The organism is Chlorobium sp. N1, assembly GCF_004332115.1.
In the GTDB taxonomy this organism is placed as follows: domain Bacteria; phylum Bacteroidota; class Chlorobiia; order Chlorobiales; family Chlorobiaceae; genus Chlorobium.
Window position 1 is genome coordinate 299653 of record NZ_SJPA01000002.1, and the last position, 26868, is coordinate 326520.

The window sequence follows — 26868 nt, forward strand, 5'->3', positions numbered from 1 at the left end:
GCCGCTTCCATGCGATGACGTCATCTTACACTACGATCAGCCAAGGTTATGAAAAAAGCACTCCCCATCGTTACCGCCATCGTGGCCGTTCTTCTCGCATTTCCCCACGCCCGGGCCGCAGCGGCGGTTGCCGACAGGGTCGTGGCCGTTGTCGGCAGCGAGGTGATCTTCAAGTCGGAACTGGACAGCCGTGAGGTCATGACCCGGATGCAGTATCCCGACCTTCAGAAGGACCCTACGCTTCGCTCTTCCATTCTCGACAACCTCATCGACCAGAAGATCATCCTCACCAAGGCCAAGATCGACAGTGTCGGCATTGACGAGAACGCGGTTGCCTCGATGTCCGCCGACCGCCTCCGCCAGCTCAGCTCCCGATTCGCTTCAAAGGAGGATATGGAGCGCAAGCTCGGCCGCAGCGTCGAGGCCGTCAGGCGTGACCTGGCCGACGAGCTTCGCGGCCAGCAGATGATCGAGACCCTCAAGCGCAGGAAGTTCTCTTCCGTGACGATCGGGTACGGGGAGGTAATGGCCTTCTACCGGAACAACCGGGCCAAGATGCCGGACCTTCCCGAGGAGGTTTCCATATCGCAGATCCTGAAGTTTCCCGGCGTGAACTCCGCGGCGAAGGCCGAAGCGCTGACGAAGATCAAGGAGATCCAGAAAAAGCTTGAGACGGGCTTCCTCAGCTTCGAAGAGCTGGCCCGCCGATACTCCATGGATCCGGGTTCCGCCACGCTCGGTGGCGACCTCGGGTTCGTCCAGCGCGGTGAGCTGGTCAAGCCGTTCGAGGATGCGGCCTACGGGCTCAAGGACGGCCGTGTCTCCGGCATCGTCGAGACCCGTTACGGCTACCATATCATCCAGCGCCTCGGCCGCGAGGGGAACTCCATCCATGTCCGCCACATCCTGGTGGCATTCGAGCGTTCGACCCGTGACGACGGCGAGGCGGCAGCGTTCCTCGGCGCCATCCGCTCGAAGGTCCTTGCCGGCAAGGTCGACTTTGCGACAATGGCCCGCAACTACTCCGACGATCCCATCTCGGCGAGCCTCGGCGGCCAGGTGCTCGCTTCCGGAACGGCGGGCCGCTACCTTGACCCGAGAATGCTCCGTCCCCAGCTTCGCGACATCGTCAGCACCCTCGGCAAGCCCGGAGATATCAGCCAGCCGACGAAAATCACTCCTCCGAAAGGGGAGCCCTTTTTCGGCATCTTCCGCCTGAACGATCGCGTCGCCGAGCATGTGCTCGATCCTGAGAAGGACTACCCGCTTCTCGAGCAGCTGGCCCTAGACCAGAAGAAGCAGGGGTTGTTCGAGGCCTGGATGAAGGATCTCCGCCGTGAGGTCTACGTCCGCCGCATCGACGGATAGGGCACGAAAACCGACTTCGCCGGTTGGTGCGGAAACCGGCCCCGCCGGAAACGGAAAATCCCCCGAAACACACGGTAGATTGGTGTTTCGGGGGATTCCTGCTTTCGTGCAAATCGCCGCAGTCCGGCGGAGGTCGTTCAGACGTCGAGACGGCGGACGTAGCGGGCGTTGGTTTCGATGAACTCCCTGCGCGGCTCGACCTTGTCGCCCATGAGGGTGCTGAAGACCTTGTCGGCCTCCATGGCGTTCTCCACGCTGACCTGGAGCAGCGAGCGGTGCTCGGGATCCATGGTGGTGCCCCAGAGCTGCTCGGGGTTCATTTCACCAAGACCCTTGTAGCGCTGGATGTGCACGTTGGCCTTGCCTTTCTGCATCTTCTTCATCTCCTCGACGATGCTGTTGCGTTCGTCGTCGTCCCATGCATACTGCTGTTCCTTGCCCGATTTGACGAGGTAGAGGGGCGGCTGGGCGATGAAGACCTTGCCGGCCTCGATGAGCGAGCGCATGTGGCGGAAGAAGAAGGTGAGGAGCAGGGTGCGGATGTGGGCGCCGTCGACGTCGGCATCGGTCATGATGATGATCTTGCCGTAGCGGAGCTTCTCGGCCGAGAACTCCTCCTCGCCGAAGTTGGTGCCGAGGGCGAGGATGATGGTCTTGATCTCCTCGTTCTCGAGCATCTTGTGCAGCCGTGCCTTCTCGACGTTGAGGATCTTGCCCTTCAGCGGCAGGATCGCCTGGAAGCTGCGGTCGCGGCCCTGCTTGGCGCTGCCGCCTGCCGAGTCGCCCTCGACGATGTAGAGCTCGCAGTGCTCTGGATCGTTGATCGAGCAGTCGGCAAGTTTTCCCGGCAGGCCGGAGCTTTCCAGTACCGACTTGCGGCGCGTCAGCTCCTTCGCCTTGCGGGCGGCCTCCCTCGACATCGCCGCCCCCTTGACCTTCTCGATGATCATCTTGATCACGTTCGGGTTGGTTTCGGCGAACTCGGCGAGCTGTTCGTTCAGGAGGCTTTCGACGATGCTCTGGGTCTCGGAGTTTCCGAGCTTGGTTTTCGTCTGGCCTTCGAACTGCGGTTCGGCCACCTTCACCGAGATGACGGCCGTCAGGCCCTCCTTGAAGTCGTCTCCGGTCAGGGCGAGCTTGAGGTTCTTCAGGAGGTCGTTCTTCTGTGCGTAGGCGTTCAGCGTCCTGGTCAGCGCCTTGCGGAAGCCGGTAACGTGCGTTCCGCCCTCATGCGTGTTGATGTTGTTGACATAGCTGAAGACGTTTTCCTGGTAGGAGTCGTTGTACTGGAGAGCGATCTCGACGATGGTGCCCTCCTTTTCTCCGCAGATGTAGATCGGCTCCTTGATCAGGTTCAGGCGGTTTTCGTCGGTGAAGAGCACGAACTCCTTCAGGCCGCCTTCGAAGTGGAAGGTCTCCTGCTCTCCCTCGGTGTCCTGCACGATGATCCTGAGGTTGCTGTTGAGGAACGCCAGCTCCCGCATGCGGTCGATGATGATGTCCTTGCGGAACTCGGTGACCTTGAAGATCTCCGGGTCCGGCATGAAGGTGGTTTTCGTCCCGCGCTCGTCGGTGGTGCCGATCTCCTTCACGTCGGCCTCGGGCACGCCGCGGCGGTAGCGCTGGAAATACTTCTTCCCGTCTCGCGATACCTCGACCTCGCACCATTCCGAGAGGGCGTTGACGACCGAGGCACCGACGCCGTGCAGGCCGCCCGAGACCTTGTAGGCGCCCTTGTCGAACTTGCCGCCTGCGCCGATGAGCGTCATGACGAGCTCGAGCGCGGATTTCTTCTTGTCGGGGTGGATGTCGACCGGGATGCCGCGGCCGTGGTCGACGACCGTGACCGAACCGTCGGGGTTCATCGAGACGAAGATGTAGTCGTTGTACCCGCCGAGGGTTTCGTCGATCGAGTTGTCTACGATTTCGTAGATGAGGTGGTGCAGTCCGCGGCTGTGGATGTCGCCGATATACATGGCCGGACGCATGCGGACGTGCGCGATGCCGTCGAGGACCTGGATGTTGGTTGCTCCGTAGTTCGACTGGGTAGTCTGGATGTCGGCTTCCTGCATGATGTGGGGCTGTTCGAAAGGAGTTATGGAAAGCGTGCGTAAAGATAAGAAAAAAGAGCCGATTATGCTTGTTTTTCGGTCGCACGGGCGAGCTTTTGCGGCAGCTTCCGCCTCTTACTTCTCTCCGAGCCGGCGGAGCCTGAAACTCGTGCGGTGGATCGGGGTGCGGCCGTGGCGCCGTATCGCCTCGACATGCTCGTTGGTGGCGTAGCCGGCGTTCCGCCCGAAGCCGTACTGGGGGTAGCGTTCCCCGTACTCCCGCATCATCCGGTCCCGCTCGGTCTTGGCCAGCACCGAGGCAGCGGCGATGGAGAAGACCCGGGCGTCGCCTCCGACGATCGTCCGGTAGGGAACCGGCAGGACGGGGGTGAAGCGGTTTCCGTCGATGAGCAGCATGTCGGGCTGCACGGCGAGCGATTCGGCCGCGCGGTTCATGGCGAGCATGGTGGCCCGGAGGATGTTGATGCGGTCGATCGTCTCGTGGTCGACGGCCTCGACCGCCCAGGAGAGCGCGGCCTCCCTGATGGCGGGGGCGAGTTCGTCCCGGAGCGCCGGCGGGAGCTTCTTGGAGTCGTCGAGCCTCTCGAGGATCCCCGTTCCGGGGCTGAAATTGCGGGGGAAGACCACAGCGGCCGCGACCACCGGGCCGGCCAGGGGCCCGCGGCCCGCCTCGTCGATGCCGCACACCAGGCGGAAGTCCCGCCAGAGCGTGCGTTCATATGCCGTATCCATGGGCGTCTTAGTTATGCTCGGAGTTTCAAGGACCCCTATAATTTCTTATCTTGACGGTTGGCTTGCAAGCCCTGTTTCCATTCCTCCTCTTCAGGCTGTTTCTCCGGCGACATGAGCGAGTTGGGACCGTCCCCCTGCCGCATTGCGGCATGCCGGGGCGCATGGACGGGATCCGCCCCCGAGGCGGCATCCGGAGCAGGCCGGGCGATTGTCGGGGCCGTTTTCCGGCCCCTCAGGGAGACTAACCAAGGTAAAGGTTCTGAACATATGAGAAAAAGCGTGAAAAAACAGCTGCTGATGAACAAGACCGGCGACGAGATTCAGGTCGCCCTGGTCGAGGACGGCCGGCTGGCCGAGCTCATCATCGAGCGGCCCGAAAGCCGCCGCAGCATCGGCGACATCTATCTCGGACGGGTGCACAAGGTCATCGAGGGCCTCAAGGCGGCCTTTGTCGACATCGGCCAGAAGTCCGACGGCTTCCTGCACTTTTCCGACGTCGGCACGACCAACGAGGATTACCGCGCGCTCATCGAGGACGATGACGACGAGGAAGAGAACGCCTCCGCCGAAGAGGATGGAGACGAGGAGGACGATTCGTCTTCCTCCGATGCCCCCCAGGCCCAGCGCCAGACGGCCCGCAGCGGCCGCAAGCCGCAGCCCCAGCCGAAACGGGACGACACTGCCGAAAAGCGCCAGTCCTACACCCAGATGATCGCCGGCAAGCTCAAGGCCAACGACTCCATCCTCGTCCAGGTCATCAAGGAGCCCATCAGCACGAAGGGCTCCCGTCTTACCTCCGACATCACCATCGCCGGTCGCTTCATGGTGCTGCTGCCCTTCGGCGGCGGACAGGTGGCCGTTTCGCGCAGGGTGGTCTCGCGCAAGGAGCGTGCACGGCTGAAGAAGCTCGTCCGCTCGATGCTTCCCGAGGGGTTCGGCGCGATCATCCGCACCGTCGCCGAGATGCAGGAGGAGACGCTGCTCAAGCAGGACCTCGAGAAGCTCCTGGCCAAGTGGACGCAGATCGAGGAGAAGCTCAAGGACGCCGCTCCGCCGCAGCTGATCTTCAAGGAGGACACCATCATATCGAGCGTGCTGCGCGACTCGCTGACCTCCGACGTCACCGAGATCGTCGCCAACTCCTCCTCCATCCACAAGGAGACGCTGAACTACATCGAGTGGGCCGCCCCCGAAATGGTCAAGAACGTCTCGCTCTACCAGGGCAAGCTGCCGCTTTTCGAGGGGTACGGCATCGCCAAGGACGTCGAGTCGATCTTCTCGCGCAAGGTCTGGCTGAAGAGCGGGGGATACATCATCATCGAGCATACCGAAGCGATGGTGGTCGTGGACGTCAACAGCGGCCGCTACGCCGCCAAGCGCGAGCAGGAGGAGAATTCGCTACGCACCAACATGGAGGCCGCCCGCGAGGTCGTCCGCCAGCTGCGCCTGCGCGACATCGGCGGCATCATCGTCGTCGACTTCATCGATATGCTCGATGCGCGCAACACCAAGAAGGTGTACGACACGATGAAGGGGGAGCTGCGCAACGACCGCGCGAAATCGAACATCCTGCCGATGTCGGACTTCGGCATCATGCAGATCACCCGCGAGCGCATACGGCCGAGCCTCATGCAGCGCATGGGCGACCAGTGCCCCGCCTGCGGCGGAACCGGCGTCGTGCAGGCCCGATTCACGACGATCAACCAGATCGAGCGCTGGCTGCGCAAGTATGCGCTGCAGCACGCCATGAAGTTCCAGCAGCTCGACCTCTACGTGAGCCCCACCGTGGCCGAGCCGCTGAAGAACAGCGACATGAATACGGAGCTGAAGTGGTTTCTCCAGCACCTGCTCTTCGTCCGGGTCAAGCAGGACGAGAGCCTGCGAAGCGACGACTTCCGCTTCTACACGAGAAAAAACAGCAAGGATATAACCGCCGAATACGGCGATCTGTAAAGAAAGAAGGAGTGAAAAGATGGGCGCATACGACGCACTGAAGGAAAGGATACTGGAATACGGAGCTCTCGGAGCTCGGGAACTGCAGGAGATGGACGCGGCACGCGAGGTGTTCGCGGAGTTCAAGGCGCTGCTCAATGACGGCTCCGTCCGGGCCGCCGAGAAGGGCGAGGGCGGATGGCGGGTCAACGCATGGGTGAAGCAGGGCATCCTGCTCGGCATGAAGCTCGGCCGCCTCGAGGAGGGCCGGGTGGAGACCGGCGTCGAGGGATCCTCCTTCGCATTCATCGACAAGGACACCTGGCCGCTCAAGTCGTTTTCGCTCGAGAGCGGCGTGCGCATTGTTCCGGGCGGCTCCTCCGTCAGGGACGGATCCTATCTGGCACCTTCCGTCGTCATGATGCCTCCCGCCTACGTCAACGTCGGCGCCTACGTCGACGAGGGAACCATGATCGACTCCCACGCCCTCGTCGGCAGCTGCGCCCAGGTGGGCAAGCGCGTCCACCTCTCCGCCGGCGTGCAGGTCGGCGGCGTGCTCGAGCCGGTCGGCGCCGTGCCGGTCATCATCGAGGACGACGTGATGGTCGGCGGCAACTGCGGCATCTACGAGGGAACCATCGTCAGGGAGCGGGCCGTCATCGGCACCGGTGTGATCCTCAACGGTTCCACGCCGGTCTACGACCTCGCCCGCGGCACCGTCCACCGCAGGACGGAGGACTCTCCGCTCGTTATTCCCGAAGGGGCCGTGGTCGTGGCCGGATCGAGGAGCCTCAAGGGCGCCTTCGCCGATGAGCACGGCCTCTCCATCTACACTCCGGTAATCATCAAGTACCGCGACACCAGGACCGATGCGGCAACCGCACTCGAAGACGCCCTGCGCTGAGCGGCGGCGGGGGGCGGTCCCCCTTCGGCTGAAGGTCGCCGCCCTCGTTCTTGCCGCCCTCCCCATGGGGGCTCCCTCCTCCGTCGCGGCAGCGTCGAGCGGGGAGCGGTATTTCGATACCGTCCGCAGCATCGACCTCTTCGGCGAGGTCACCCGCCAGGTCGCCGGCAACTATGTCGACACCCTCGATGTCGGCCGGATGATCTATTCCGGCATCGACGGCATGCTCGAGACCCTCGACCCCTACAGTGTCTTTCTCGATGCCGAGGAGTCGCGGGATCTCGGGGAGCTCACCAGCAGCCAGTACGCCGGCATCGGCATCACCATCGCCGCCCTCCAGGGGGGCGTCTACGTCACCTCCGTCGAGGATGGATGGCCGGCCTCGAAAGCCGGCCTCCGGACCGGCGACCGGCTGAGTGCCGTCAACGGCACCTCCCTCGATGAAAAGTCGCTCGACGAGGTGCGCGAACTGATCCGCGGCGACGTCGGCACCCCCGTCACCCTCGATGTCCGCCGCAGCGGCTCTGAGCCCTTCAGGCGCAGGATCATGAGGGAGGAGGTCCAGCTGAGCACGGTCGAGCACGCAGCGTTCCTCAAGGGGGCGAAGGGCATCGGCTACATCGCGATGAGCAGCTTCGCCGACCGCTCGGGAGCAGACCTGCGCGGGGCGCTCGAAACGCTTCGCTCCGAGGCCGTGCGGCTCGGCACCCCGATGCGGGGCGTGATCCTCGATCTCAGGGAGAACCCCGGCGGGCTGCTCGAGGCGGCCGTCGACGTCACCTCCTCGTTCGTCGAAAAAGGGAGCCCGGTGGTCTCCATCCGGGGCCGATCCTCCGCAGCCACCCAGTCCTACTCGACCGCAAAGGAGCCCTTCGACGCCGGAGTGCCGCTTGCCGTCCTCGTCAACGCACGAAGCGCCTCGGCGGCCGAGATCGTCGCCGGAGCAGTGCAGGACCTCGACCGGGGCGTCATCGTCGGAGAGCGCTCCTTCGGCAAGGGGCTCGTGCAGTCGGTCATCGGCCTGCCCTATGAAAACTCGCTGAAGCTCACCACCGCCAAGTACTACACCCCTTCGGGCCGTCTCATCCAGAAAGAGTCGGGCCTCGCGCACGGCGCGCGTGACGTCCTTCCCCGGCAGAAGGCCGGTGCGGGAACGGAGGAGGTGTTCCGGACGTCGAGGAAGCGCAAGGTCTATGGCGGAGGCGGGATCCAGCCGGATGTCGCCGTTTCCGATCCCGAGCCTTCCGCATATCTCGATGCGCTCTACCGGAAGGGGATGCTGTTCCTTTTTGCGAGGGAGTGGCGCAGCACGCACCCCGCGCCGCCCGCCGCGGCGGACAGTGTCGCGATTGCCTCGGAGTTCGGGGTGTTTCTGAAGGCGCAGGAGTTCCTCTACCGTTCCGCCGCCGACCGCAAGCTCGAGGAGCTGAAAAAGCTCCTTGCCGAAGAAGAGAGGGAAGAGGACGCAAAAACCGGTGCGGCGCTCGTCGCAATGGAGCGTGAGGTCGACCTGGCGCGTGCGGGCGAGATGCGGGCAGCCGCGGGTGAGGTCGCAGCGGCCCTCCGGGAGGAGCTGCTCCTCCATTACGATGAAGGGCGCGCGTTCGATGAAGAGATCGGCCGGGACCCTGTGGTGCTGAAGGCGGCCGGGATCCTTTCCTCCCCGCGCACCTACCGCCGCATGCTGGGCCGCTGAGCCACGGGGGCTCTCAGCTCCGCCTTTCGCGCATGATGCTTTTCTGGGCCCCGAGGGCGATCATGAGGTTGCTGAGGCTCAGCAGGCTTTCTGCCCCGCCGTGCAGGAGGTCGTCGTGCGAAAGGGTCGGGTAGCCTCGCACCTCGGTTGCCAGGTACATGCAGCCGACCGTCACCGAGATGAAGACCAGGACGAACCAGAATCCCCCGACCGTCAGCCCCGAAAAGACCGTCCGGTCGCGTTTCCATACCATCAGGAGCAGTACGAGGAAGGTTAGGTAGACCACGCTCGAGAGCTGGAGGATGAGGTCGAAGACGTCCTCTCCCATCCAGGACTGCGGCCGTCCGGCGATCAGCATCGTGCCGAAGAGCGCCGCGGTCGTCATCGACCCCTCCGAAGCGGGCTTCGGAAGGCTCCTGAGGATCTTCAGGGTTGCCAAGAGGAGGGCGATGCTGCCGATGAGGTTGACGAGCTCCGACATGTCGAGCAGGAACGGGATGGCGTCCCCCGTGGCATGGTAGCCGAGCACGAAGAAGCTGCCCGCCCAGTGCGGCAGCATCGAGAGCGCGAAGGTCCGCACCGCCGGCCTTCCTGACAGGGTGCCGTGGCGGTAGAGCAGCAGCGCCGCAACTCCCCACTCCAGGGAGGAGAAGATGTGGATGATCCAGTTCGGCAGCGAGAGCAGCATTCAGGCTCCTTTCAGGAGGTGGAAGATGTTCTTCGTGAAGATCTTCATCTGCACCGACCAGGGCGCCGGCACCATCTTCTTGTAGAGGTAGGAGTCGAAGGTGATCCGCTGCACGTCGTCGTCCCGGCAGATCGCCACGAAGCTCTCACGCAGGCGGTCGTTGCGGTAGTAGACGGACTGCAGGACCTCGAGTCCGAAGAAGATCGGGGCGTAGAGCCGCCGGAACTCCTTCTCATAGGCCTTGAGCGGCGCCCCCTCCCTGATGTGGCGTACCATCGCCTCTGCTCCGAGCCTGCCGGAGCGCATGGCGAAGAAGATCCCCTCGCCGTTGGCGGGGGTCACCAGGCCGGCCGCGTCGCCGACGAGGACGTGCTTCTCGGCGGCGAAGGACTTGCGCGGTTTCATCGGGATCTTGGCCGCCTCGTCGAGGTAGGAGGGCTCGGTGATGCCGATCTTCTCGACGAAGCGCTTCTGCAGCGCCTTGATGCTGTGCTTTCCCTCCTCGGTCCCGGTGCCGATGGCCAGATGGTCGGCCTTCGGGAAGATCCACCCGTAGAAGTCCGGTGAGACCTCGCCGTCGAACCAGATCTCGACGATGTCGCGGAACCGCTCGATTTCGGGGGTGTAGTGGAACCGCTGCTGCATGGCGATGACCTTCAGCTCGTTGGGCGGAAAGCCGAGCTCCACGGCGGTTTTCGAGTTGGCGCCGTCGGCGCCGATGATGTGCGCGGCCTCGAAGGGCTCGACCTTGCCATTGAGGGTTGTGATGCGCCACCCGTCCCCTGCCGGGCGGATGCTCTCCATCAGCCCCTCCATGACGACGGCGCCGGCTTTCTCGGCCTCATCGCGCAGCCACCGGTCGAACTTCTCGCGGCGCACCATGCCGACGTAGCCGTTCGGCATGTGCATTTCGATCGAACGTCCTTTCGGTGAGCGGGCCCGCATGTGCGAGAGCTTCTTTTCGACGAGCTCCGGGGGGATCGAGAACTCCTCGATCAGGCCGAGCGGGATCGCGCCCCCGCAGGGCTTGACGTTCCCGAGGTTCCGCTCGAGCAGGACCGTCCTGATTCCCGCCTTTGCCAGGACGGCTGCGGCAACGGCCCCGGAAGGGCCGCCGCCTATGACTGCGACATCGTAACGCATGGTGCTTGGTTTGGGATGGTTCAGGCCAGCCTGGCCGAGATGAATGCCGCTGCCTGCGACATCTGGATGCGCTCCTGCGCGGCCGTGTCGCGGAAGCGGACCGTCACCGTTCCGTTCTCCAGCGACTCGTGGTCCACGGTCACGCAGAACGGCGTACCGATCTCATCCTGGCGCCGGTAGCGCTTGCCGATCGATGCCGCGTCGTCGTACTGCACTGCGAAGGATTCGGCGAGCTCGTCGCGCAGCTTCATGGCGGCCTCTCCCATTCCGCCCTTCTTCATCAGCGGCAGCACGGCAGCCTTGACGGGCGCCACCTTCGGGGCCAGCTTCAGGAGCACGCGCTCCTCGCCGTCGACGACGTCCTCGGTGTAGGCGTCGGAGAGCACAGCAAGGAAGAGCCGGTCGCATCCGGCCGAGGTCTCCACCACATAGGGGACATAGCGCTCGTTGGTCACCTGGTCGACGTACTCCATGTTCTTGCCCGAGTACTCCTGGTGGCGCGTGAGGTCGAAATCGGTGCGGGAGTGGATGCCCTCGATCTCTTCGGTGCCGAAGGGGAAGTCGAACTTGATGTCGTAGGCCAGGTCCGCATAGTGGGCGAGCTTGTCGTGCTTGTACCAGTGGAGCTTCTCCGGGCTGAGTCCGAGCTGGGCGGTGTACCACCCGTAGCGCTCCTCCCTCCAGGTTTCGAACGCCTCGGCCTGGGTGCCGGGCTTGACGAAGTACTGCATCTCCATCTGCTCGAACTCGACCATGCGGAAGATGAAGTTGCCCTTGACGATCTCGTTGCGGAAGGCCTTGCCGATCTGGGCGATGCCGAAGGGGACCTTCATGCGCGAGGCCTCGCGCACGTTGTGGAAGTTGACGAAGATGCCCTGGGCCGTTTCCGGACGGAGGTAGACCGTGCCGGAGGAGTCCGCCACGGCACCCATGTTGCACTGGAACATCAGGTTGAACTGGCGCACCTCGGTCCAGTCGGCCGATCCGGTGTCGGGGGCCTTGATCGCTTCGGCGATGATCAGCTCGTAGAGCGCGCGGTTCGGTTCATCGCTGCCGCCGGCCGCCTCGTAGGCCGCCTGGACCCGGAGGGCATCCTCGTCCCTGCCGTCGCGGCGGAGCTTCTCGATGTGGTTCTCGATGAGGTGGTCGGCGCGGTAGCGGCGCTTGGTGGTGCGGTCGTCGATGAGGGGATCGTTGAAGCTCGAGACGTGGCCCGAGGCCTCCCAGACCGTCGGGTTCATCATGATGGAGGCGTCGATGCCGACGATGTTCTGGTGGCGGCGTGTCATCGCGTTCCACCAGAGCTCCTTGATGTTGCGCTTCATCTCGCTGCCGAGGGGGCCGTAGTCGAAGCAGGAGGAGAGCCCCCCGTAGATCTCGGATGAGGGGAAGATGAAGCCCCGCCGCTTGGCGAGGGAAACCAGTTTATGCATCACTTTGTCGGGCGAGAGGCTGGCGCTCTGCACGCGGGCGGTGTCGGGTGTGGTCATGGTGTCAATAAGGTGTTGCGGGAAAAGCTCATGAGGGTGAATATAATAAAGTGCTCCTCTTCAGGACTGTATTTCGGTTTTCAGCCGGATTTCCTCGAGCACCGCGCTGACCTTCAGGCAGCGCTCGATCGGTCCGCCGAAGACGATCGCCCGTCCGCGGTGGTGGACCTCCATCGTGAGGGCCTCGGCTTTCCGGCGGCTGCAGCGCACGGCGAGGATGATCTGGAAGATGACCTCGTCGAACGAGTGCTCCTCGTCGTTGAAGAGCACGACCCGGTAGGGATCGTCCGTGTTGGTGCCGCTGAGGGCTGGGCTTTCCAGGGTTTCGTGCTTGATATTGCTCACACACTCTCCAGTGGTTCCCGGCGGTGTCCGGGTTGTCGGGTTGAAACAGGTAAGGGTAAAATACGGCAGTTGCGGCCGCGACGCAACTGCGGGGAACTAGCGGCGGATGACCGGTTCCGTGCTTCCCAGGCTGAGGCTTCCGTCCTCGGCGAGCTTCATGCCGCATCGGGCTCCGACGGGGAGCGTCATGAGGTCGGGGACATGGCCGTAGGAGAGTCCTGAAGCGACCGGAGCCGTGTTCCGGCAACGGCCGGCGTAGTAGCGGAAGATCCGCTGCAGGCGTTCCTCCTCCCCGGGTTCGGCCGAGCGGCTGCTGAACTGGCCGAAGAGCAGTCCGCCGCAGCCTTCGAGCTGGCCGGCATTCTGGAGCTGTGAGAGCATCCGGTCGATGCGGTAGGAGGCTTCGTTGATGTCTTCGAGGAAGAGCAGGGCTCCCCGCAGCGAGGGCAGGTAGGGGGTTCCGACCATTGACGCGAGCATGGTGAGGTTCCCTCCGATGAGCGGGCCTTCGGCCGCTCCCGCCCTGATGGCCGAAATCCTGTGTGCGGGGCAGTTCTCGATCCGCTGTGCGTAGCCGGGGTCGGTGAGCATTCCCCAGAAATGCTCCTCGGTGCAGGGGGTCGGATCGTGCAGCTCGGTTGCCAGCATCGGTCCCGAGAAGCTGACGAGCCCCGTCTGGCTGAAGATGGCGAGCGAGAGGGCCGTGATGTCGGAATATCCGACGAAGATCTTCGGGTTCTTCCGGATGAGTCCGTAGTCGATCGAACCGAGCAGGCGCGAAGCGCCGGCTCCGCCGCGCAGGCAGATGACGGCCCGGACCGAGGGGTCCCCGAACATGGCGTGCAGGTCGTAGAGCTTTTCGCGGTCGGCGACTTCCGGGTCGGTGCTGATGCGGTTGAGGTGCCGGGAAGGTTTGACCCGGTAGCCCTGCTTTTCAAGGTAGGAGACGGCCTGCTCTATCCGCTCCGGCTTTGTGGAGTGGGATGAGGGGGAGACGAGCCCGATGGTGTCCCCGGGAGCCAATGCTTTGGCGAGGAGTGGTGCCATACGTCCAATCCAAAAAAAAGCCCGGCAATCCGCTCTGGGAGGCCGGGCTTAAGGGTTCAGTGACATGGAATCAGGAAACGCTTTCGGTCAGAAGGATTGCCTTGTTGCCGCTGACCTCGAAGAAACCGTCGGAAATGGTGAAGGTCTTTTCGCTCTTGTCGGCAAGAGAGAGCCGGACCTTCCCGCCCTTGAGGGCGGAAAGGAGCGGGGCGTGGTTCTTCATGACCTGGAAAAGTCCGTCCTGTCCGGGTGCGATGACGCTCACCACCTCTCCTGAGAAGTGCAGCTTCTGGGGGGTGACGATGTCGACGTCGAAACCTTTGTCGGATTTTGCCATGGTGCTCGCTGGGATTACAGGGTTTTAGCTTTCTCGATGGCCTCTTCGATCGTTCCTACGAGGTAGAAGGCGTTCTCGGGGAGGCTGTCGTGCTTGCCGGCGATGATCTCCTTGAAGCCCTTGATGGTGTCCTCGAGCTTGACGTACTTGCCTGCAAGGCCGGTGAAGGCCTCTGCGACGAAGAACGGCTGGGAGAGGAAGCGCTGGACCTTGCGGGCCCTGGCGACAACAAGCTTGTCCTCGTCGCTGAGCTCGTCCATGCCGAGGATCGCGATGATGTCCTGGAGGTCCTTGTAGCGCTGCAGGATCTGCTTGACGGCCTGTGCGGTATCGTAGTGGTCGTCGCCGATGATGTTCGGGTCGAGGATGCGCGAGGTCGAGTCGAGCGGATCGACGGCCGGGTAGATGCCGAGCTCCGCGATGGAGCGCGAAAGCACGGTCGTTGCATCAAGGTGGGCGAAGGCAGTGGCGGGCGCCGGATCGGTAAGGTCATCGGCAGGGACGTAGATGGCCTGCACGGAGGTGACGGAGCCGTTCTTCGTGGAGGTGATCCTGTCCTGCAGCTCACCCATCTCGGTGGCGAGCGTCGGCTGGTAGCCCACGGCGCTCGGCATGCGGCCGAGAAGTGCGGACACCTCGGAACCTGCCTGCGTGAAGCGGAAGATGTTGTCGATGAAGAGCAGCACGTCGCGGTTCTCTTCGTCACGGAAGTACTCTGCGATGCTGAGGCCGGTGAGCGCGACGCGTGCGCGGGCTCCCGGAGGCTCGTTCATCTGGCCGAACACGAGTGCGGTCTTGTCGATGACGCCCGATTCCATCATCTCGTGCCAGAGGTCGTTTCCTTCACGGGTACGCTCGCCGACGCCGGCGAAGACGCTGTAGCCGGACTGCTGCTTTGCGATGTTGTTGATGAGCTCCATGATGAGCACGGTCTTTCCGACGCCTGCGCCGCCGAAGAGGCCGGTCTTTCCGCCGCGGGAGTAAGGCTCGAGAAGGTCGATGACCTTGATGCCGGTCTCGAACATCTCGGCTTTGGTCGAAAGGTCCTCGAACTTCGGCGCCGAGCGGTGGATCGAGTAGGTTTTCGTTGCGTTGACTTCGCCGCGGCCGTCGATCGGATCGCCGACGACGTTGAGCATCCTGCCGAGCACGCCTTCGCCGACGGGAGCCTGGATCGGCCTGCCGGTGTTTGCTACGCTGAGTCCCCTGATGAGGCCGTCAGTGCTCTCCATTGCGACCGTGCGGACGCGCTCCTCTCCGAGGTGCTGCTGCGTCTCGAGCACGAGCTTGGATCCGTCGGGTTTTGTGATGGTCAGCGCGTCGAGGATCGACGGCAGCTGCCCTTCAGGAAAATCGACGTCGACAACCGGGCCGATGATCTGGGAAATCTTACCTTCTTGCATAGTGACAGTGTGGATAGGATTTATGTTGAAAGCTGTAATTCTCGGGCTTCCGGTCGTCATTTCCGGATACGAGCCACCTGAGGGACTTGAACCCACGACCTACTATTTACGAAACAGTTGCTCTACCAACTGAGCTAAGGTGGCCTAAAGCGATCGTCTTGATACCCCTGAAAAAACAAGCCCAAATATAATTTTTTTGTCAAAGATTCGCAAAGATTAATAAGGACGGGTTTGGGGGCTGTTTAAAAAAGGAGAATTTCTATATTGAACGAAGAGGGTGACATGCATGTTCTGAAATGGACTTCCCGCCCTCCGAACCCTATTTGCCATTATCTTGATAATGAAGATCATCCGAAGCACCCTTTTCCTTTTTGCCGCAGCCCTTCTTTTTCTTGTCCGCCCCGAACCGGCGCAGTCTGCGATGCCCCGTGCCGCGGCTCTCGCCAAGGCTCCAGCCTTTTCCGGCGTAGCCCTCGACGGCCGGGCGATCAGCTCTGCCGCCCTTGCCGGCAAGCCCTACATCGTCAACTTCTTCGCCTCCTGGTGCCCTCCGTGCCGCCATGAGATTCCCGACATGGTCGCACTCCAGAAGAAGTACGCAGCCAAAGGTTTCACCTTCATCGGCGTGGCCGTCAGCGACAGCGAGCCCTCCATCAGGGCTTTCGCCGCAAAGGCCGGCATCAACTATCCCGTAATGATGGGGGACGACAAGGTCATCGGCGCATTCAGCGGCCACGTCCGCGGGGGGATCCGTTCCATCCCGACCTCATTCGTCGTGAACTCCAGGGGCGAGATAACGGAGGTCATCACAGGAGCCAGGAGCCTGGAGGCGTTCGAAGAGAAGATCGGGAACGCATTCGGGCGGTGAAGATGGATGCCATGCATTTCGCACCGTACCAGTTTTCTCCGCAGCCGGACTTGACGGCTGCGGTTGCTTTTTTCAACCGGCAGTCAAACGCAAAACAACAATCATGAGCGCAATCGAAATCAATGCCCCGGATTTTGTGAAGAACAAGAAACTGCTCCAGTGGGTGCAGGAAACCGCAGACCTGTGCTGCCCGGATTCGGTCTACTGGTGCGACGGCTCGCAGGAGGAGTACGACTCCCTCTGCCAGCAGATGGTGGAGAGCGGAACCTTTATCAAGCTCAATGAGGAGCTGCGTCCGAACAGCTACCTCTGCCGCTCCGACCCGAGCGACGTCGCCAGGGTCGAGGACCGCACCTACATCTGCAGCATCCGCCGACAGGATGCAGGCCCGACCAACAACTGGGTCGCACCCAAGGAGATGAAGGAGACCCTCCGAGGTCTCTTCAAGGGCTGCATGAAGGGCCGCACCCTGTATGTCATCCCCTTCAGCATGGGACCGCTCGGTTCTCCCATCGCCCATATCGGCGTCGAGATCACCGACTCCCCGTATGTCGTCACCAACATGCGCATCATGACCCGCATGGGTCGCAAGGTGCTTGACCTCATCGGTCCCGACAGCGATTTCGTCCCCTGCCTCCACTCCGTCGGCGCTCCGCTCGCTCCCGGACAGCAGGATGTGCCGTGGCCCTGCAACGACACCAAGTACATCGTCCACTTCCCCGAGGAGCGCTCCATCATGTCCTTCGGCAGCGGATACGGCGGCAACGCCCTGCTCGGCAAGAAGTGCTTCGCCCTGCGTATCGCCTCCTCGATGGCACGCGACGAGGGGTGGCTTGCCGAACACATGCTCATCCTCGGCGTCGAATCCCCTGATGGCGAAAAGACCTACGTCGGAGCAGCGTTCCCGAGCGCCTGCGGCAAGACCAACTTCGCCATGCTCATTCCTCCCAAGTCCTTCGACGGCTGGAAGGTCTCGACCATCGGCGACGACATCGCATGGATCAAGCCCGGCGAAGACGGCCGCCTGCATGCCATCAACCCCGAGTACGGTTTCTTCGGCGTCGCTCCCGGCACGTCACTGAAGTCGAACCCGAACGCCATGGCTTCGCTCTCCCGCGACACCATCTTCACCAACGTCGCCATGACCAAGGACGGGGACATCTGGTGGGAAGAGATGACCGATACTCCTCCCTCCGAGCTCACGGACTGGCAGGGCAACCCCTGGACCCCCGGCTGCGGCCGTCCCGCGGCGCATCCGAACGCCCGCTTCACCTCGATGGCCAGCAACTGCCCCTCGATCGATCCCGACTGGGAGAACCCGAAGGGCGTGCCGATCAGCGCATTCATCTTCGGCGGACGCCGCCGCGACACCGTGCCGCTCGTCTACCAGTCCGCGAACTGGAACTTCGGCGTCTACCTTGCCGCCACCATGGGTTCCGAGAAGACTGCCGCGGCTGCCGGCACCATCGGCGAAGTCCGCCGCGACCCGTTCGCCATGCTCCCGTTCTGCGGCTACCATATGGGCGACTACTTCAACCACTGGCTGCATGTCGGCCGCACCGTCCAGGAGCCCCCGCGCATCTTCGGCGTCAACTGGTTCCGCAAGGATGAGAACGGCAAGTTCCTCTGGCCGGGCTTCGGCGAGAACATGCGCGTGCTGCAGTGGATCGTCGGCCGCGTCCATGGCCGTGCCGCGGCGCTCGAAAGCCCGCTCGGCTGGATGCCGAAGTACGATGCCGTCGAGTGGAAGGGCCTTGACTCCATCACCCCGGAGAAGTTCTCCAAGCTGATGGAGGTCGACAGTGAGGCGTGGAAGAAGGAGCTGCTCTCGCACGAGGAGCTGTTCGAGAAGATCTACGATCGCCTGCCCAAGGAGTTCCCGCACATCCGCGAGCTCATGCTCTCGACGCTCTGGCTCTCTCCGGCGCACTGGGCGATGGCCCCCGAGCGGTTCTCAGGAGAGAACTGAGCGGACTGTTTTTTTCTGGTTTCCTTCAGCCGGTGCAGGGGATTCGTCCCCGCACCGGCTGTTTTTTTGTGGGCCGCAAAACCGATACAACTCTTTTGCGTACAGTGGATTAATGACTGCGTGCATAATGCCCGTTTCTTTTTTGTTTTGGAGTTAACGATTGTTAATGGTATATATGACCATATTGCTGTATCGTTAATTCTGGCATCACCGACCACAACAACCACACAACGCAAGAATTATGTTAAAGAAGTCATTTACGGGCGCTGCAATCGCGCTTTCCTGCTGCTGCGCCTCGACGGCCATGGCGACCAACGGCATGAACCTCGAGGGGTACGGAGCCAAGTCGCACGCCATGGGCGGCGCCGGCATGGCGTTCGATACCGGCAACTCGGCCGTCATGAACAACCCGGCCACCCTCGGCTTCATGAAAGACGGGACGGAGGAGATCGGCATCGGCATCCGAGGCCTCCATCCAGCAGTGAAGCTCGAGTACGGAGGCATGACCGACAAGTCGGATGCTACGGCGTTCTACATGCCCTCCCTCTCCTATATCCGCAAGGACGGCGACATCACCTGGGGTGCCGCAGTGCTCAGCCAAGGAGGGATGGGTACGGACTACGGTAGCGACTCCCCGTTTTATCAGGGAGGATATACTTCTGCAGCATTGACCGGTGGAAAAATCGAAGCAAATCAAACCGCTTTAAGCGGCAAGGACATCCGCTCCGAGGTCGGCGTGGGACGTCTGATGTTCCCGATTTCCTACAACCTGACGGACAACACCACCATCGGTGCGTCTGCCGACTTCGTCTGGGCCAGCATGGATCTGCAGATGGACATGGACGGCATGCATTTCGGGATGATGGAGACCGGAGGGACAATGCTCTCCACGGTGAATGCCTCGACATTGAAATACCTTCGTTATGACTTTTCCAACGGCACCCCGTTCATCGGCCAGGCGGTCGGTTACGGCACGGGCTTCAAGCTGGGCTTCACCCACAAGGTCAGCAGGCTCCTGACCATCGGCGGAACCTACCATTCCCAGACGATGATGTCGGATCTCGAGTCGAGCAACGCGAAGCTTACCGTAGTGAACGATACGTCAACGGAGCTGACCGGTAAAATCAAGGTCAACAACTTCGAGTGGCCGGCTACCTTCGCCGCGGGCATCTCCCTGCACCCGACCGACCGGCTGATGATCGCCGGCGACATCAAATACGTCGACTGGTCGAGCGTGATGGACAAGTTCTCGACGACCTTCATCGCAGACAACACCACAGCAAACGGCGCCTATGCCGGCGAGACGCTCAATATGGACATGAAGCAGGACTGGCGGGACCAGACCGTCTACTCGGTCGGCGTGGAGTACAAGGCGACCAAGAGTCTTGCGCTTCGCGGCGGTGCTAGTTTCTCGACCAATCCCGTGCCGGACGCCTATCTCAACCCGATGTTCCCGGCCATCGTCAAGAACCACTACACCTGCGGTTTCGGATATCGCCTGAGCGACGATTCCAAGGTCGGTGCAGCCTTCAGCTGGGCACCCGAGGTTACCGAGACCAACGGCGAAGGCATGGCCATCAGCCACAGCCAGACCAACTGGTCGCTGAACTTCGTGCACAACATCTGACTTGTGTCGTGAACGGCAGAAAAAGAGAAAGGCACCCGAGAGGGTGCCTTTCTGCTTCTATGGGCGTGTCGCTGCTCAGTCGAGCGTAAAGCCGATCTTGCATGTGACCTGCCAGTAGGCGACCTTCTGGTCCTCGACGTGGCAGCGGGTCTCCTCGACCTCCACCCAGCGGATGTTGCGGACCGATTCGGCTGCCTTTGCGACGGCATTGTTGACGGCATCCTCGATGCTGGTGGCGGAGGAGCCTACGATCTCGAGTTTCTTATAGACGTGTGCGCTCATGGGTGCAAGGGATTTTGATTGATTGAAAGCGTGCGGATTTTGCGGGGTGGAGGCCCGCGGCTCCAGCCGGCATATTAGCAAAACGGCCGTAATGTTCAAAAAAGAACCCCGTCCAATCCGATCCTGATTTCCGAAAGTCTTCCGGTGCAGGCCCCTTCTGACCATAAAAAATACGCCTCATCCCCGAAAATTCTTTGGAGAATCGATCTCTTGTGTTATTATATAGCTATTCGGTTATATAGTGATATGTCGAAGAGGTTGGTTTCTTCGCCCCGAAAGCGCCCGGCTAGGCCGGGCGAGCATGAGGCTGCCTGATCCCCTTCATAATACTTAGAACAACCCAGTTCATGAATTACGGTTTTGTCATTGACGCCCGCAAGTGCATCGGATGCCATGCATGCTCCGTCGCCTGCAAATCAGAAAACCAGGTTCCGCTCGGCGTGAACAGGACCTGGGTGAAGTATGTCGAGAAGGGAACCTTCCCCGACACCCGCCGCTACTTCACCGTGCTGCGCTGCAACCACTGCGAGGAGCCTCCCTGCGTGGAGATCTGCCCGGTCGAGGCGCTCCACAAGCGCGACGACGGCATCGTCGACTTCGACTCCCGCCGCTGCATCGGCTGCAAGGCCTGCGCACAGGCCTGCCCCTACAACTCCGTCTACATCGATCCCGAGACCCAGACCACGGCCAAGTGCAGTTACTGCTCGCACCGCGTCGAGATCGGCCTGAAGCCGGCCTGTACGGTGATCTGCCCCCAGCAGGCGATCATTTCGGGCGACCTCGACGATCCCCAGAGCGAGATCTCGAAGCTGGTCGCCAAGGAGCGCACCGTCGTGCGCAAGCCCGAAAAGGGAACCGGTCCAAGCGTCTACTACATCAACGGCGACGGCGCCTCGCTCGATCCGTTCCAGGCTCCCGAAGAGGATGCCTACATGTGGAGCGCCCAGTCGCGCGGCGTCGGCCACTTCGCAAAGCACGCCGTGCACGGCGAGGGCCACGGCCTGCCGGAGCGCACGGCGGCCGCCCACAAAGAGAAGAAGGCCGGCGCGCCCCGCCGGGTCTACGACGCTCCCTCGAAAGGCTCCGTCTGGGGCTGGGAGGTTCCGGCCTACGTCTGGTCGAAGGCCGTCTCTGCCGGCGCGTTCCTGCTGCTCTTCGCCTTCAGCGTGATGCCGGACGCGCTGCTTCCCGAGGCCCTGCAGTGGGGGCTCTGGGCGATCGCGCTCGTCTTCCTCGCCCTCACCGGAGGCTTCCTTGTCAAGGATCTCGACCGCCCGGACCGCTTCACCTCCGTCATGCTGCGTCCGCAGTTCGGTTCCTGGCTCGTTCGCGGAGGGCTAACCATCACCGGCTACGGCGCCTTCCTCGCCCTCTGGGGCGCGGGCACCTGGTTCGGCCTTCCCCTCCTGGCGTCGGCCGGCCTCTGGGGCGGCGCGGCGATGGCGCTCCTGACCGCTGTCTACACGGCCTTTCTCTTCGGTTCGGCCAAGGGCCGCGACTTCTGGCAGAGCCCGATGCTCTCCCTGCACATGCTCCTGAATTCGGTGATCGCCGGCGGTGCGGCGATGGCGCTGGTCTCGCTCTTCACCGGCATCGGCACGGCCGAGGCGGGCCTGCTCGGCCAGGTGCTTGCCGGATCCTTCGTGCTCCATCTCGTCGTGATGGCTTCCGAGCTCTTCGGTCGCCATCCGTCGGTCGGAGCCGAGCGCGCCGCCGAGGCGATCAGGAGCGGCAGCCTGAAGCAGGACTTCTGGTTCGGCAGCGTCCTTTTCGGCAACGTCCTGCCCCTGCTGGCGGTGCTTGCCGGATCGGGCGGCCCGGTACTGGCGCTGGCTGCGGTATCGGCCCTCGTCGGCGTCTTCTATACGGAAAAAGTCTGGGTCAAGGCCCCGCAGACCATCTCTTTAAGTTAATCCCTGAGCAGCGACTAGCATGAGTTACAAGCACAAACCCACCCTTATCGAGAGCCTTGCCGAGAAAACCGGCATCATCGCCGACCTCCACAAGGACGCCTCTTCCGGCGCCGTTCCGATGCCGATAGAGGGCGCCGCAGCGGCCTGCCCTCCCCCTGAAAAGTGGGACAGCTGGGTCGAGTACGATTCGAAAAGCTGGCCGGAGCGGAAGTCCAGCGAGTACATGCTCGTGCCCACGGCCTGTTTCAACTGCGAAGCCGGCTGCGGCCTGCTCGCCTATGTCGACAAGAAGGAGATGAAGATCCGCAAGCTTGTCGGCAACCCCTACCATCCGGCAAGCCGCGGCCGCAACTGTGCCAAGGGCCCCGCAACCCTCAACCAGGTCGAGGACCAGGATCGGGTGCTCTATCCGATGAAGCGCGTCGGCAAGCGCGGTGCGGGCAAGTGGGAGCGGGTCGGCTGGGACAGTGTGCTCGACGACATCGCCGGCCGCATGCGCAAGGCGATCCAGGAGGGGCGCAACAACGAGATCTCCTACCACGTCGGCCGTCCCGGCCACGACGGATTCATGGAGTGGCTCTTCAAGGCCTGGAACGTCGACGGCCACAACAGCCACACCAACGTCTGCTCGTCGGGGGCACGTTTCGGCTACGCTATCTGGGAAGGGTTCGACCGTCCCTCTCCGGACCACGCCAATGCGAAGTTCATCCTGCTCGTCAGCGCCCACCTCGAGTCGGGCCACTACTTCAACCCGCACGCGCAGCGCATCGTCGAAGCCCGCATGAAGGGGGCCAAGCTCGCCGTGCTCGATCCGCGTCTGTCAAACACTGCCAGCATGTCGGACTACTGGATGCCGACCTACCCCGGCACCGAACCGGCCGTGCTGCTGGCCATGGCGAAGGTGATCATCGACGAGGGGCTCTACAACCGCGACTACCTCGAGAACTGGGTGAACTGGAAAGAGTACCTCGAGAACGAGTACCCGGACTCCCCGGTCACCTTCGAGGCCTTCATCAAGGCCATGTCGAATGAGTATGCAGAGTACACTCCCGAGTACGCCGAAAAGGAGAGCGGCGTGCCTGCATCAACCGTCGTCGACGTCGCCCGCCAGATCGGCGCGGCCGGCACGCAGTTCTCGACGCACGTCTGGCGCAGCGCCAGCAGCGGGAACCTCGGCGGCTGGGCCGTCTCGCGTACCCTCCACTTCCTCAACGTGCTCACCGGCAGCGTCGGCACCGTCGGCGGCACCGCCCCGAGCGCATGGAACAAGTTCAAGCCGACCGTGCACGCGCATCCCAAGCCGCAGAGCCACTGGAATGAGCTGCACCTCCCGAACGAATATCCGCTCGCCCATTTCGAGATGAGCTTCCTGCTTCCGCACTTCCTCAAGGAAGGACGCGGCAAGCTCGACGTCTACTTTACGAGGGTTTTCAACCCCGTCTGGACCTATCCTGACGGCTTCTCCTGGATCGAGGCGCTCGAGGACGAGACGAAGATCGGCCTGCACGCAGCCCTCACCCCGACCTGGAGCGAGACCGCCTACTTCGCAGATTACGTGCTCCCCATGGGCCACTCTCCCGAGCGGCACGACATCATCAGCTACGAGACCCACGCCGGCAAGTGGATCGCCTTCCGCCAGCCGGTGCTGCGCGTGGCCAGCGAGAAGATGGGCCGGCCCGTCACCTTCACGTATGAGGCCAATCCCGGCGAAGTGTGGGAAGAGGACGAGTTCTGGATCGAGCTCACCTGGCGCATCGACCCCGACGGCAGCCTCGGCATCCGCCGGCACGTCGAGTCGCCCTACCGCCCCGGGGAAAAGATCACCATCGGCGAGTACTACCGCTACATCTTCGAGCATACCCCCGGCCTGCCGGAAGCAGCGGCCAAAGAGGGGCTCGGAGCCCTTGAGTACATGCAGAAGTTCGGCGCCTTCGAGGTCGAGCAGAAGGTCTACGACGTCCACCGCAAGGCTCCTTCCGCCGCCGAGCTCGAGGGTGCCGCGGTCGACCGTGATAGCGGCCTCATCACGAAGGAGGGCAAGGCGGTCGGTGTCGAGGTGGGCGGCGAGGCCTGCACCGGTTTTCCGACTCCGTCGCGCAAGCAGGAGTTCTACTCCCAGACCATGGTCGACTGGAAGTGGCCCGAGTACCGCCTTCCCGGCTACATCAAGAGCCACATCCACGAGGAGAAGATGGACCACCGGAAGGGGGAGTTCGTCCTTGTGCCGACCTTCCGTCTGCCGGTGCTCATCCACTCCCGCTCCGGCAACGCCAAATGGCTCGCCGAGATCGCCCACCGCAACCCGGTCTGGGTGAACGCAAGCGACGCCGAGATGCTCGGCCTCGAGAACGGACAGCTCATCCGGGTCAACACCGACATCGGCTTTTTCGTCAACCGTGCGCTCGTCACCGAGGGCATACGGCCCGGCGTGCTGGCCTGCTCGCACCACATCGGGCGCTGGCGCCGTGACCAGGACGCCTCCTGCAATCGCTGGGCGGCCAATACCGTCGAGATCACGAAGGAGGGCGGCTCGAAATGGAGGATGCGCGTCAAGGAGGACGTCCAGGCCCACGAGAGCCAGGACTCCGATACCGCCAGGATCTTCTGGAGCGACGGCGGCGTCCACCAGAACATCACCTTCCCGGTGCACCCCGATCCGATCAGCGGCATGCACTGCTGGCACCAGCGGGTGCGGATCGAACCGGCCCATGAGGGGGACGAGTACGGCGACGTCTCGGTCGACACCCAGCGCTCGCAGGAGGTTTACCGCGAGTGGCTCGCGATGACCAGGCCGGCTCCGGGGCCCGGCGGCCTGCGCCGTCCGCTCTGGCTGAACCGTCCGTTCCGCCCTGAGGAGAAGACCTTCTACGTCGGCGAAGGCCGGTAAGTCCGATCGGCAGCGGCAGGTTCCCCGCCTGCCGCCGTCCGGTCCGGGGGACTGAGTACCGGTCGTTCTTTATCCACCCTCTCCAGGAGTTTCACGCAATGTTACCACCGTCCAGGAAATCCCTCGCGGCGGCATTCGCTCCGGCATGCCTCGCGCTTTTGCTCTTTCTTGTCCCATCCACCCTTTTCGCGGCCGGGCCGCAGGCTGCCTTCGAAGCGGCCTGGTACGTCTGGGTGCTCCTGCTTTTCGTCTTCTCTTTCGTGCTCGGCATCTTCGCCGTGCTTGCAGGTGTCGGCGGAGGGGTGCTTTTCGTCCCGATCGTCAGCAGCTTTTTTCCCTTCCATCTCGACTACGTGCGCGGCGCCGGGCTGATGGTCGCCCTTTCGGGCGCCATATCGGCCGGGGCTCCGTTGATGCGCAAGGGGCTCGCCGACCTGAAGCTCGGCCTTCCGATGGCCCTCATCGGCTCGATGAGCTCGATTGCCGGTGCGATGGTCGGCCTGGCCCTTCCTGCGCAGACCGTCCAGCTTCTGCTCGGCATCGTCATCGTCGCCATCGCCGTCATCATGCTGCTTTCCGGCAAGTCCGGCTATCCCGTGGTGAAGGTGCCCGACGCCCTCTCGAAGGCCCTGCATATTTCCGGGATCTACTATGAGGAGTCCATCGGCAAAGAGATCTCGTGGCAGGTGCACCGTACGCCGCTGAGCTTTGTCTTCTTTCTCATGATCGGTTTCATCGGCGGCATGTTCGGACTCGGAGCAGGGTTTGCCAACGTACCGGTCTTCAACCTTCTCATGGGAGTTCCGCTGAAGGTCTCGGTGGCTACGAGCGGCCTGGTGCTCTCCATCAACGGGGCGGCTGCGGCCTGGGTCTACATGTTCAAGGGGGCCATGCTTCCGCTCATCGCCGTTCCCTCGATCGGAGGCATGATGCTCGGCTCGAAGATCGGCGCCAGACTCCTCAGCCGCGTCAACACCGGTTCGGTCCGCGTCATCGTGGTCTCGATGCTGGCCGTTGCCGGATTTCGTTCACTCTTAAAGGGATTCGGGATATGAAACAGCAGAGCACTGCGGCACGCCCGCCGGTCCATCACGAGCAGCTCGCCTACGCCGGCGTGCTCGACCGCCTTTCGCATCTGGCCATGCTCTTCCTCGCCGGAGGCTACATGACATATGTCTTCAGGCTGCTTCCGCAGAAGGTCGGCATCGCCGACATTGCCGCAAACTGGCACCTGAGGGCCTCCGAGATGCAGGCCCGTCTCGACGCGCCGGTCGGCTGGTCGTTCATCGCGAGCCCCGAGAGCTTCCTGAGGGGTGATGCGCTGAGCTACCTCTCCATCATCCTCGTCTGCATGATTCCGGTGGCATGCCTGCTCTGGACCGCGCCGTCGTTCTTCCGGGAAAAGCGTCCGGTCTTCGGCATCATCGCCATCCTGCAGGTGGTCATCCTTGCCGTCGCTTCATCAGGCATTCTCGTCCGTTAGGCCTCCGCCGAAAAAATCCACTTTTTTTTTGTGGTTGTTTGTGTTTTTATTATCATCTATATAATTACTCGGTTATATAGTTATTTATGGGAGGGCGGCGGGCTCCGTCGCCTTCCCTCCGCCAACCAAACACGCTCAACACTGGAGATCAACCATGGCTGAAACAAAAAAGCTGGCAATCATCGCTTCTCAGGGGACCCTCGACTGGGCCTATCCTCCCTTCATCCTCGCCTCCACGGCGGCGGCCATGGACATGGAGGCGGTGGTCTTTTTCACCTTCTACGGCCTGCCGCTTCTCAAAAAGGAGATCGAAGCCAAGGTGGCGCCGCACACCAATCCGGCCATGCCGATGAAGATGCCGTTCGGCAGCAAGGATTTCCAGTCGATCAACTGGCCGGTTCCGAACATCATTTCCGGCAACATGCCCGGCTTCGACAGCATGGCCACCTCGCTCATGAAGGAGACCTTCAAGAAGAAGGGGGTCGCAACGATCGAGCAGCTCCGGGAAATGTGCCAGGAGGCCGGCGTGCGTTTCATCGCCTGCCAGATGACCATGGAGGTCTTCGGGTTTTCGAAGGAGGAGTTCATCGACGGCGTCGAGTACGGCGGCGCGGCGACCTTCCTCGAATATGCCGCCGATGCCGACATATCGCTTTTCGTCTGAACGAAACCATGAATACGC

The 26868-nt window shown here is 62.6% G+C and carries 22 protein-coding genes and 1 tRNA gene; 12 read left to right on the forward strand and 11 right to left on the reverse strand.

The window, feature by feature from the left end:
- Positions 1-48 precede the first annotated feature (48 nt).
- Positions 49-1368, forward strand: coding sequence for a peptidylprolyl isomerase (locus E0L29_RS04805; RefSeq protein ID WP_131355492.1), 1320 nt, complete (start codon positions 49-51; stop codon positions 1366-1368).
- A gap of 137 nt (positions 1369-1505) precedes the next feature.
- Here E0L29_RS04805 and gyrB read toward each other — a convergent pair whose 3' ends face one another.
- The gene (gene gyrB, locus E0L29_RS04810) at positions 1506-3440 is read right to left on the reverse strand and encodes a DNA topoisomerase (ATP-hydrolyzing) subunit B (protein WP_131355495.1); all 1935 of its coding nucleotides are present in this window, start codon (positions 3438-3440) and stop codon (positions 1506-1508) included.
- Positions 3441-3554: 114 nt separating this feature from the next.
- A complete protein-coding gene (locus E0L29_RS04815) occupies positions 3555-4172 on the reverse strand; it encodes a ribonuclease HII (RefSeq protein ID WP_131355498.1) in 618 nt (205 codons plus the stop codon).
- Positions 4173-4439: 267 nt separating this feature from the next.
- On the opposite strand from E0L29_RS04815, the gene E0L29_RS04820 reads away from it, so the two are divergent.
- From E0L29_RS04820 to E0L29_RS04830, 3 genes are read left to right on the forward strand one after another with little or no spacing between them, the layout of a single operon-like run.
- Entirely contained in the window at positions 4440-6125 is a 1686-nt protein-coding gene (locus E0L29_RS04820) for an Rne/Rng family ribonuclease (protein ID WP_131355501.1), read from the forward strand.
- 19 nt (positions 6126-6144) lie between these two features.
- Positions 6145-7008, forward strand: a complete 864-nt coding sequence (locus E0L29_RS04825; RefSeq protein ID WP_131355504.1) for a 2,3,4,5-tetrahydropyridine-2,6-dicarboxylate N-succinyltransferase — start codon at positions 6145-6147, stop codon at positions 7006-7008.
- Positions 6974-8704, forward strand: a complete 1731-nt coding sequence (locus E0L29_RS04830; RefSeq protein WP_242664283.1) for a S41 family peptidase — start codon at positions 6974-6976, stop codon at positions 8702-8704. The genes E0L29_RS04825 and E0L29_RS04830 overlap by 35 nt, the downstream gene beginning before the upstream one ends.
- Before the next feature lie 13 nt (positions 8705-8717).
- On the opposite strand, the gene E0L29_RS04835 is transcribed toward E0L29_RS04830, so the two are convergent.
- The 8 genes from E0L29_RS04835 to E0L29_RS04870 all read right to left on the reverse strand — a co-directional run bounded on the left by E0L29_RS04835 (position 8718) and on the right by E0L29_RS04870 (position 15301).
- Positions 8718-9392 (reverse strand): DUF3593 domain-containing protein, encoded by a 675-nt coding sequence (locus E0L29_RS04835; protein WP_131355508.1) that lies wholly within the window; start codon positions 9390-9392, stop codon positions 8718-8720.
- Positions 9393-10535, reverse strand: coding sequence for a geranylgeranyl diphosphate reductase (locus E0L29_RS04840; protein WP_131355511.1), 1143 nt, complete (start codon positions 10533-10535; stop codon positions 9393-9395).
- A 20-nt stretch (positions 10536-10555) separates the two neighbouring features.
- The gene (locus tag E0L29_RS04845; protein WP_165498823.1) at positions 10556-12025 is read right to left on the reverse strand and encodes a glycine--tRNA ligase; all 1470 of its coding nucleotides are present in this window, start codon (positions 12023-12025) and stop codon (positions 10556-10558) included.
- A 60-nt stretch (positions 12026-12085) separates the two neighbouring features.
- A complete protein-coding gene (locus E0L29_RS04850; protein ID WP_242664284.1) occupies positions 12086-12370 on the reverse strand; it encodes an ATP-dependent Clp protease adaptor ClpS in 285 nt (94 codons plus the stop codon).
- A 96-nt stretch (positions 12371-12466) separates the two neighbouring features.
- Entirely contained in the window at positions 12467-13417 is a 951-nt protein-coding gene (locus E0L29_RS04855) for an LD-carboxypeptidase (RefSeq protein ID WP_131355514.1), read from the reverse strand.
- A gap of 70 nt (positions 13418-13487) precedes the next feature.
- Positions 13488-13754: an ATP synthase F1 subunit epsilon gene (gene atpC, locus E0L29_RS04860; RefSeq protein WP_131355517.1), complete on the reverse strand. Its 267-nt coding sequence runs from the start codon at positions 13752-13754 to the stop codon at positions 13488-13490.
- A gap of 14 nt (positions 13755-13768) precedes the next feature.
- Positions 13769-15157 (reverse strand): F0F1 ATP synthase subunit beta, encoded by a 1389-nt coding sequence (atpD, locus tag E0L29_RS04865; RefSeq protein ID WP_131355520.1) that lies wholly within the window; start codon positions 15155-15157, stop codon positions 13769-13771.
- 71 nt (positions 15158-15228) lie between these two features.
- Positions 15229-15301, reverse strand: a tRNA-Thr gene (locus E0L29_RS04870).
- Positions 15302-15497: 196 nt separating this feature from the next.
- Here E0L29_RS04870 and E0L29_RS04875 point away from each other — a divergent pair.
- The 3 genes from E0L29_RS04875 to E0L29_RS04885 all read left to right on the forward strand — a co-directional run bounded on the left by E0L29_RS04875 (position 15498) and on the right by E0L29_RS04885 (position 19621).
- Positions 15498-16025, forward strand: a complete 528-nt coding sequence (locus E0L29_RS04875; RefSeq protein ID WP_131355523.1) for a TlpA disulfide reductase family protein — start codon at positions 15498-15500, stop codon at positions 16023-16025.
- A gap of 103 nt (positions 16026-16128) precedes the next feature.
- Complete coding sequence (locus E0L29_RS04880; RefSeq protein ID WP_131355526.1) at positions 16129-17994, forward strand: phosphoenolpyruvate carboxykinase (GTP); 1866 nt, start codon at positions 16129-16131, stop codon at positions 17992-17994.
- A 241-nt stretch (positions 17995-18235) separates the two neighbouring features.
- A complete protein-coding gene (locus tag E0L29_RS04885) occupies positions 18236-19621 on the forward strand; it encodes an outer membrane protein transport protein (protein WP_131355529.1) in 1386 nt (461 codons plus the stop codon).
- A gap of 75 nt (positions 19622-19696) precedes the next feature.
- Here the strand turns inward: E0L29_RS04885 and E0L29_RS04890 are convergent, their stop codons facing one another.
- Positions 19697-19903, reverse strand: a complete 207-nt coding sequence (locus E0L29_RS04890; RefSeq protein WP_131355533.1) for a dodecin — start codon at positions 19901-19903, stop codon at positions 19697-19699.
- A gap of 347 nt (positions 19904-20250) precedes the next feature.
- Here E0L29_RS04890 and E0L29_RS04895 point away from each other — a divergent pair, with 347 nt between their 5' ends.
- The 5 genes from E0L29_RS04895 to E0L29_RS04915 all read left to right on the forward strand — a co-directional run bounded on the left by E0L29_RS04895 (position 20251) and on the right by E0L29_RS04915 (position 26850).
- Complete coding sequence (locus tag E0L29_RS04895) at positions 20251-21816, forward strand: 4Fe-4S dicluster domain-containing protein (protein WP_131355536.1); 1566 nt, start codon at positions 20251-20253, stop codon at positions 21814-21816.
- 19 nt (positions 21817-21835) lie between these two features.
- The gene (locus tag E0L29_RS04900) at positions 21836-24703 is read left to right on the forward strand and encodes a molybdopterin-dependent oxidoreductase (protein ID WP_131355539.1); all 2868 of its coding nucleotides are present in this window, start codon (positions 21836-21838) and stop codon (positions 24701-24703) included.
- A 98-nt stretch (positions 24704-24801) separates the two neighbouring features.
- Positions 24802-25758, forward strand: a complete 957-nt coding sequence (locus E0L29_RS04905) for a sulfite exporter TauE/SafE family protein (RefSeq protein ID WP_131355542.1) — start codon at positions 24802-24804, stop codon at positions 25756-25758.
- A complete protein-coding gene (locus E0L29_RS04910; protein ID WP_131355545.1) occupies positions 25755-26186 on the forward strand; it encodes a hypothetical protein in 432 nt (143 codons plus the stop codon). The genes E0L29_RS04905 and E0L29_RS04910 overlap by 4 nt, the downstream gene beginning before the upstream one ends.
- A gap of 154 nt (positions 26187-26340) precedes the next feature.
- Entirely contained in the window at positions 26341-26850 is a 510-nt protein-coding gene (locus E0L29_RS04915; RefSeq protein WP_131355548.1) for a DsrE/DsrF/DrsH-like family protein, read from the forward strand.
- The last annotated feature ends 18 nt before the right edge of the window (positions 26851-26868 follow it).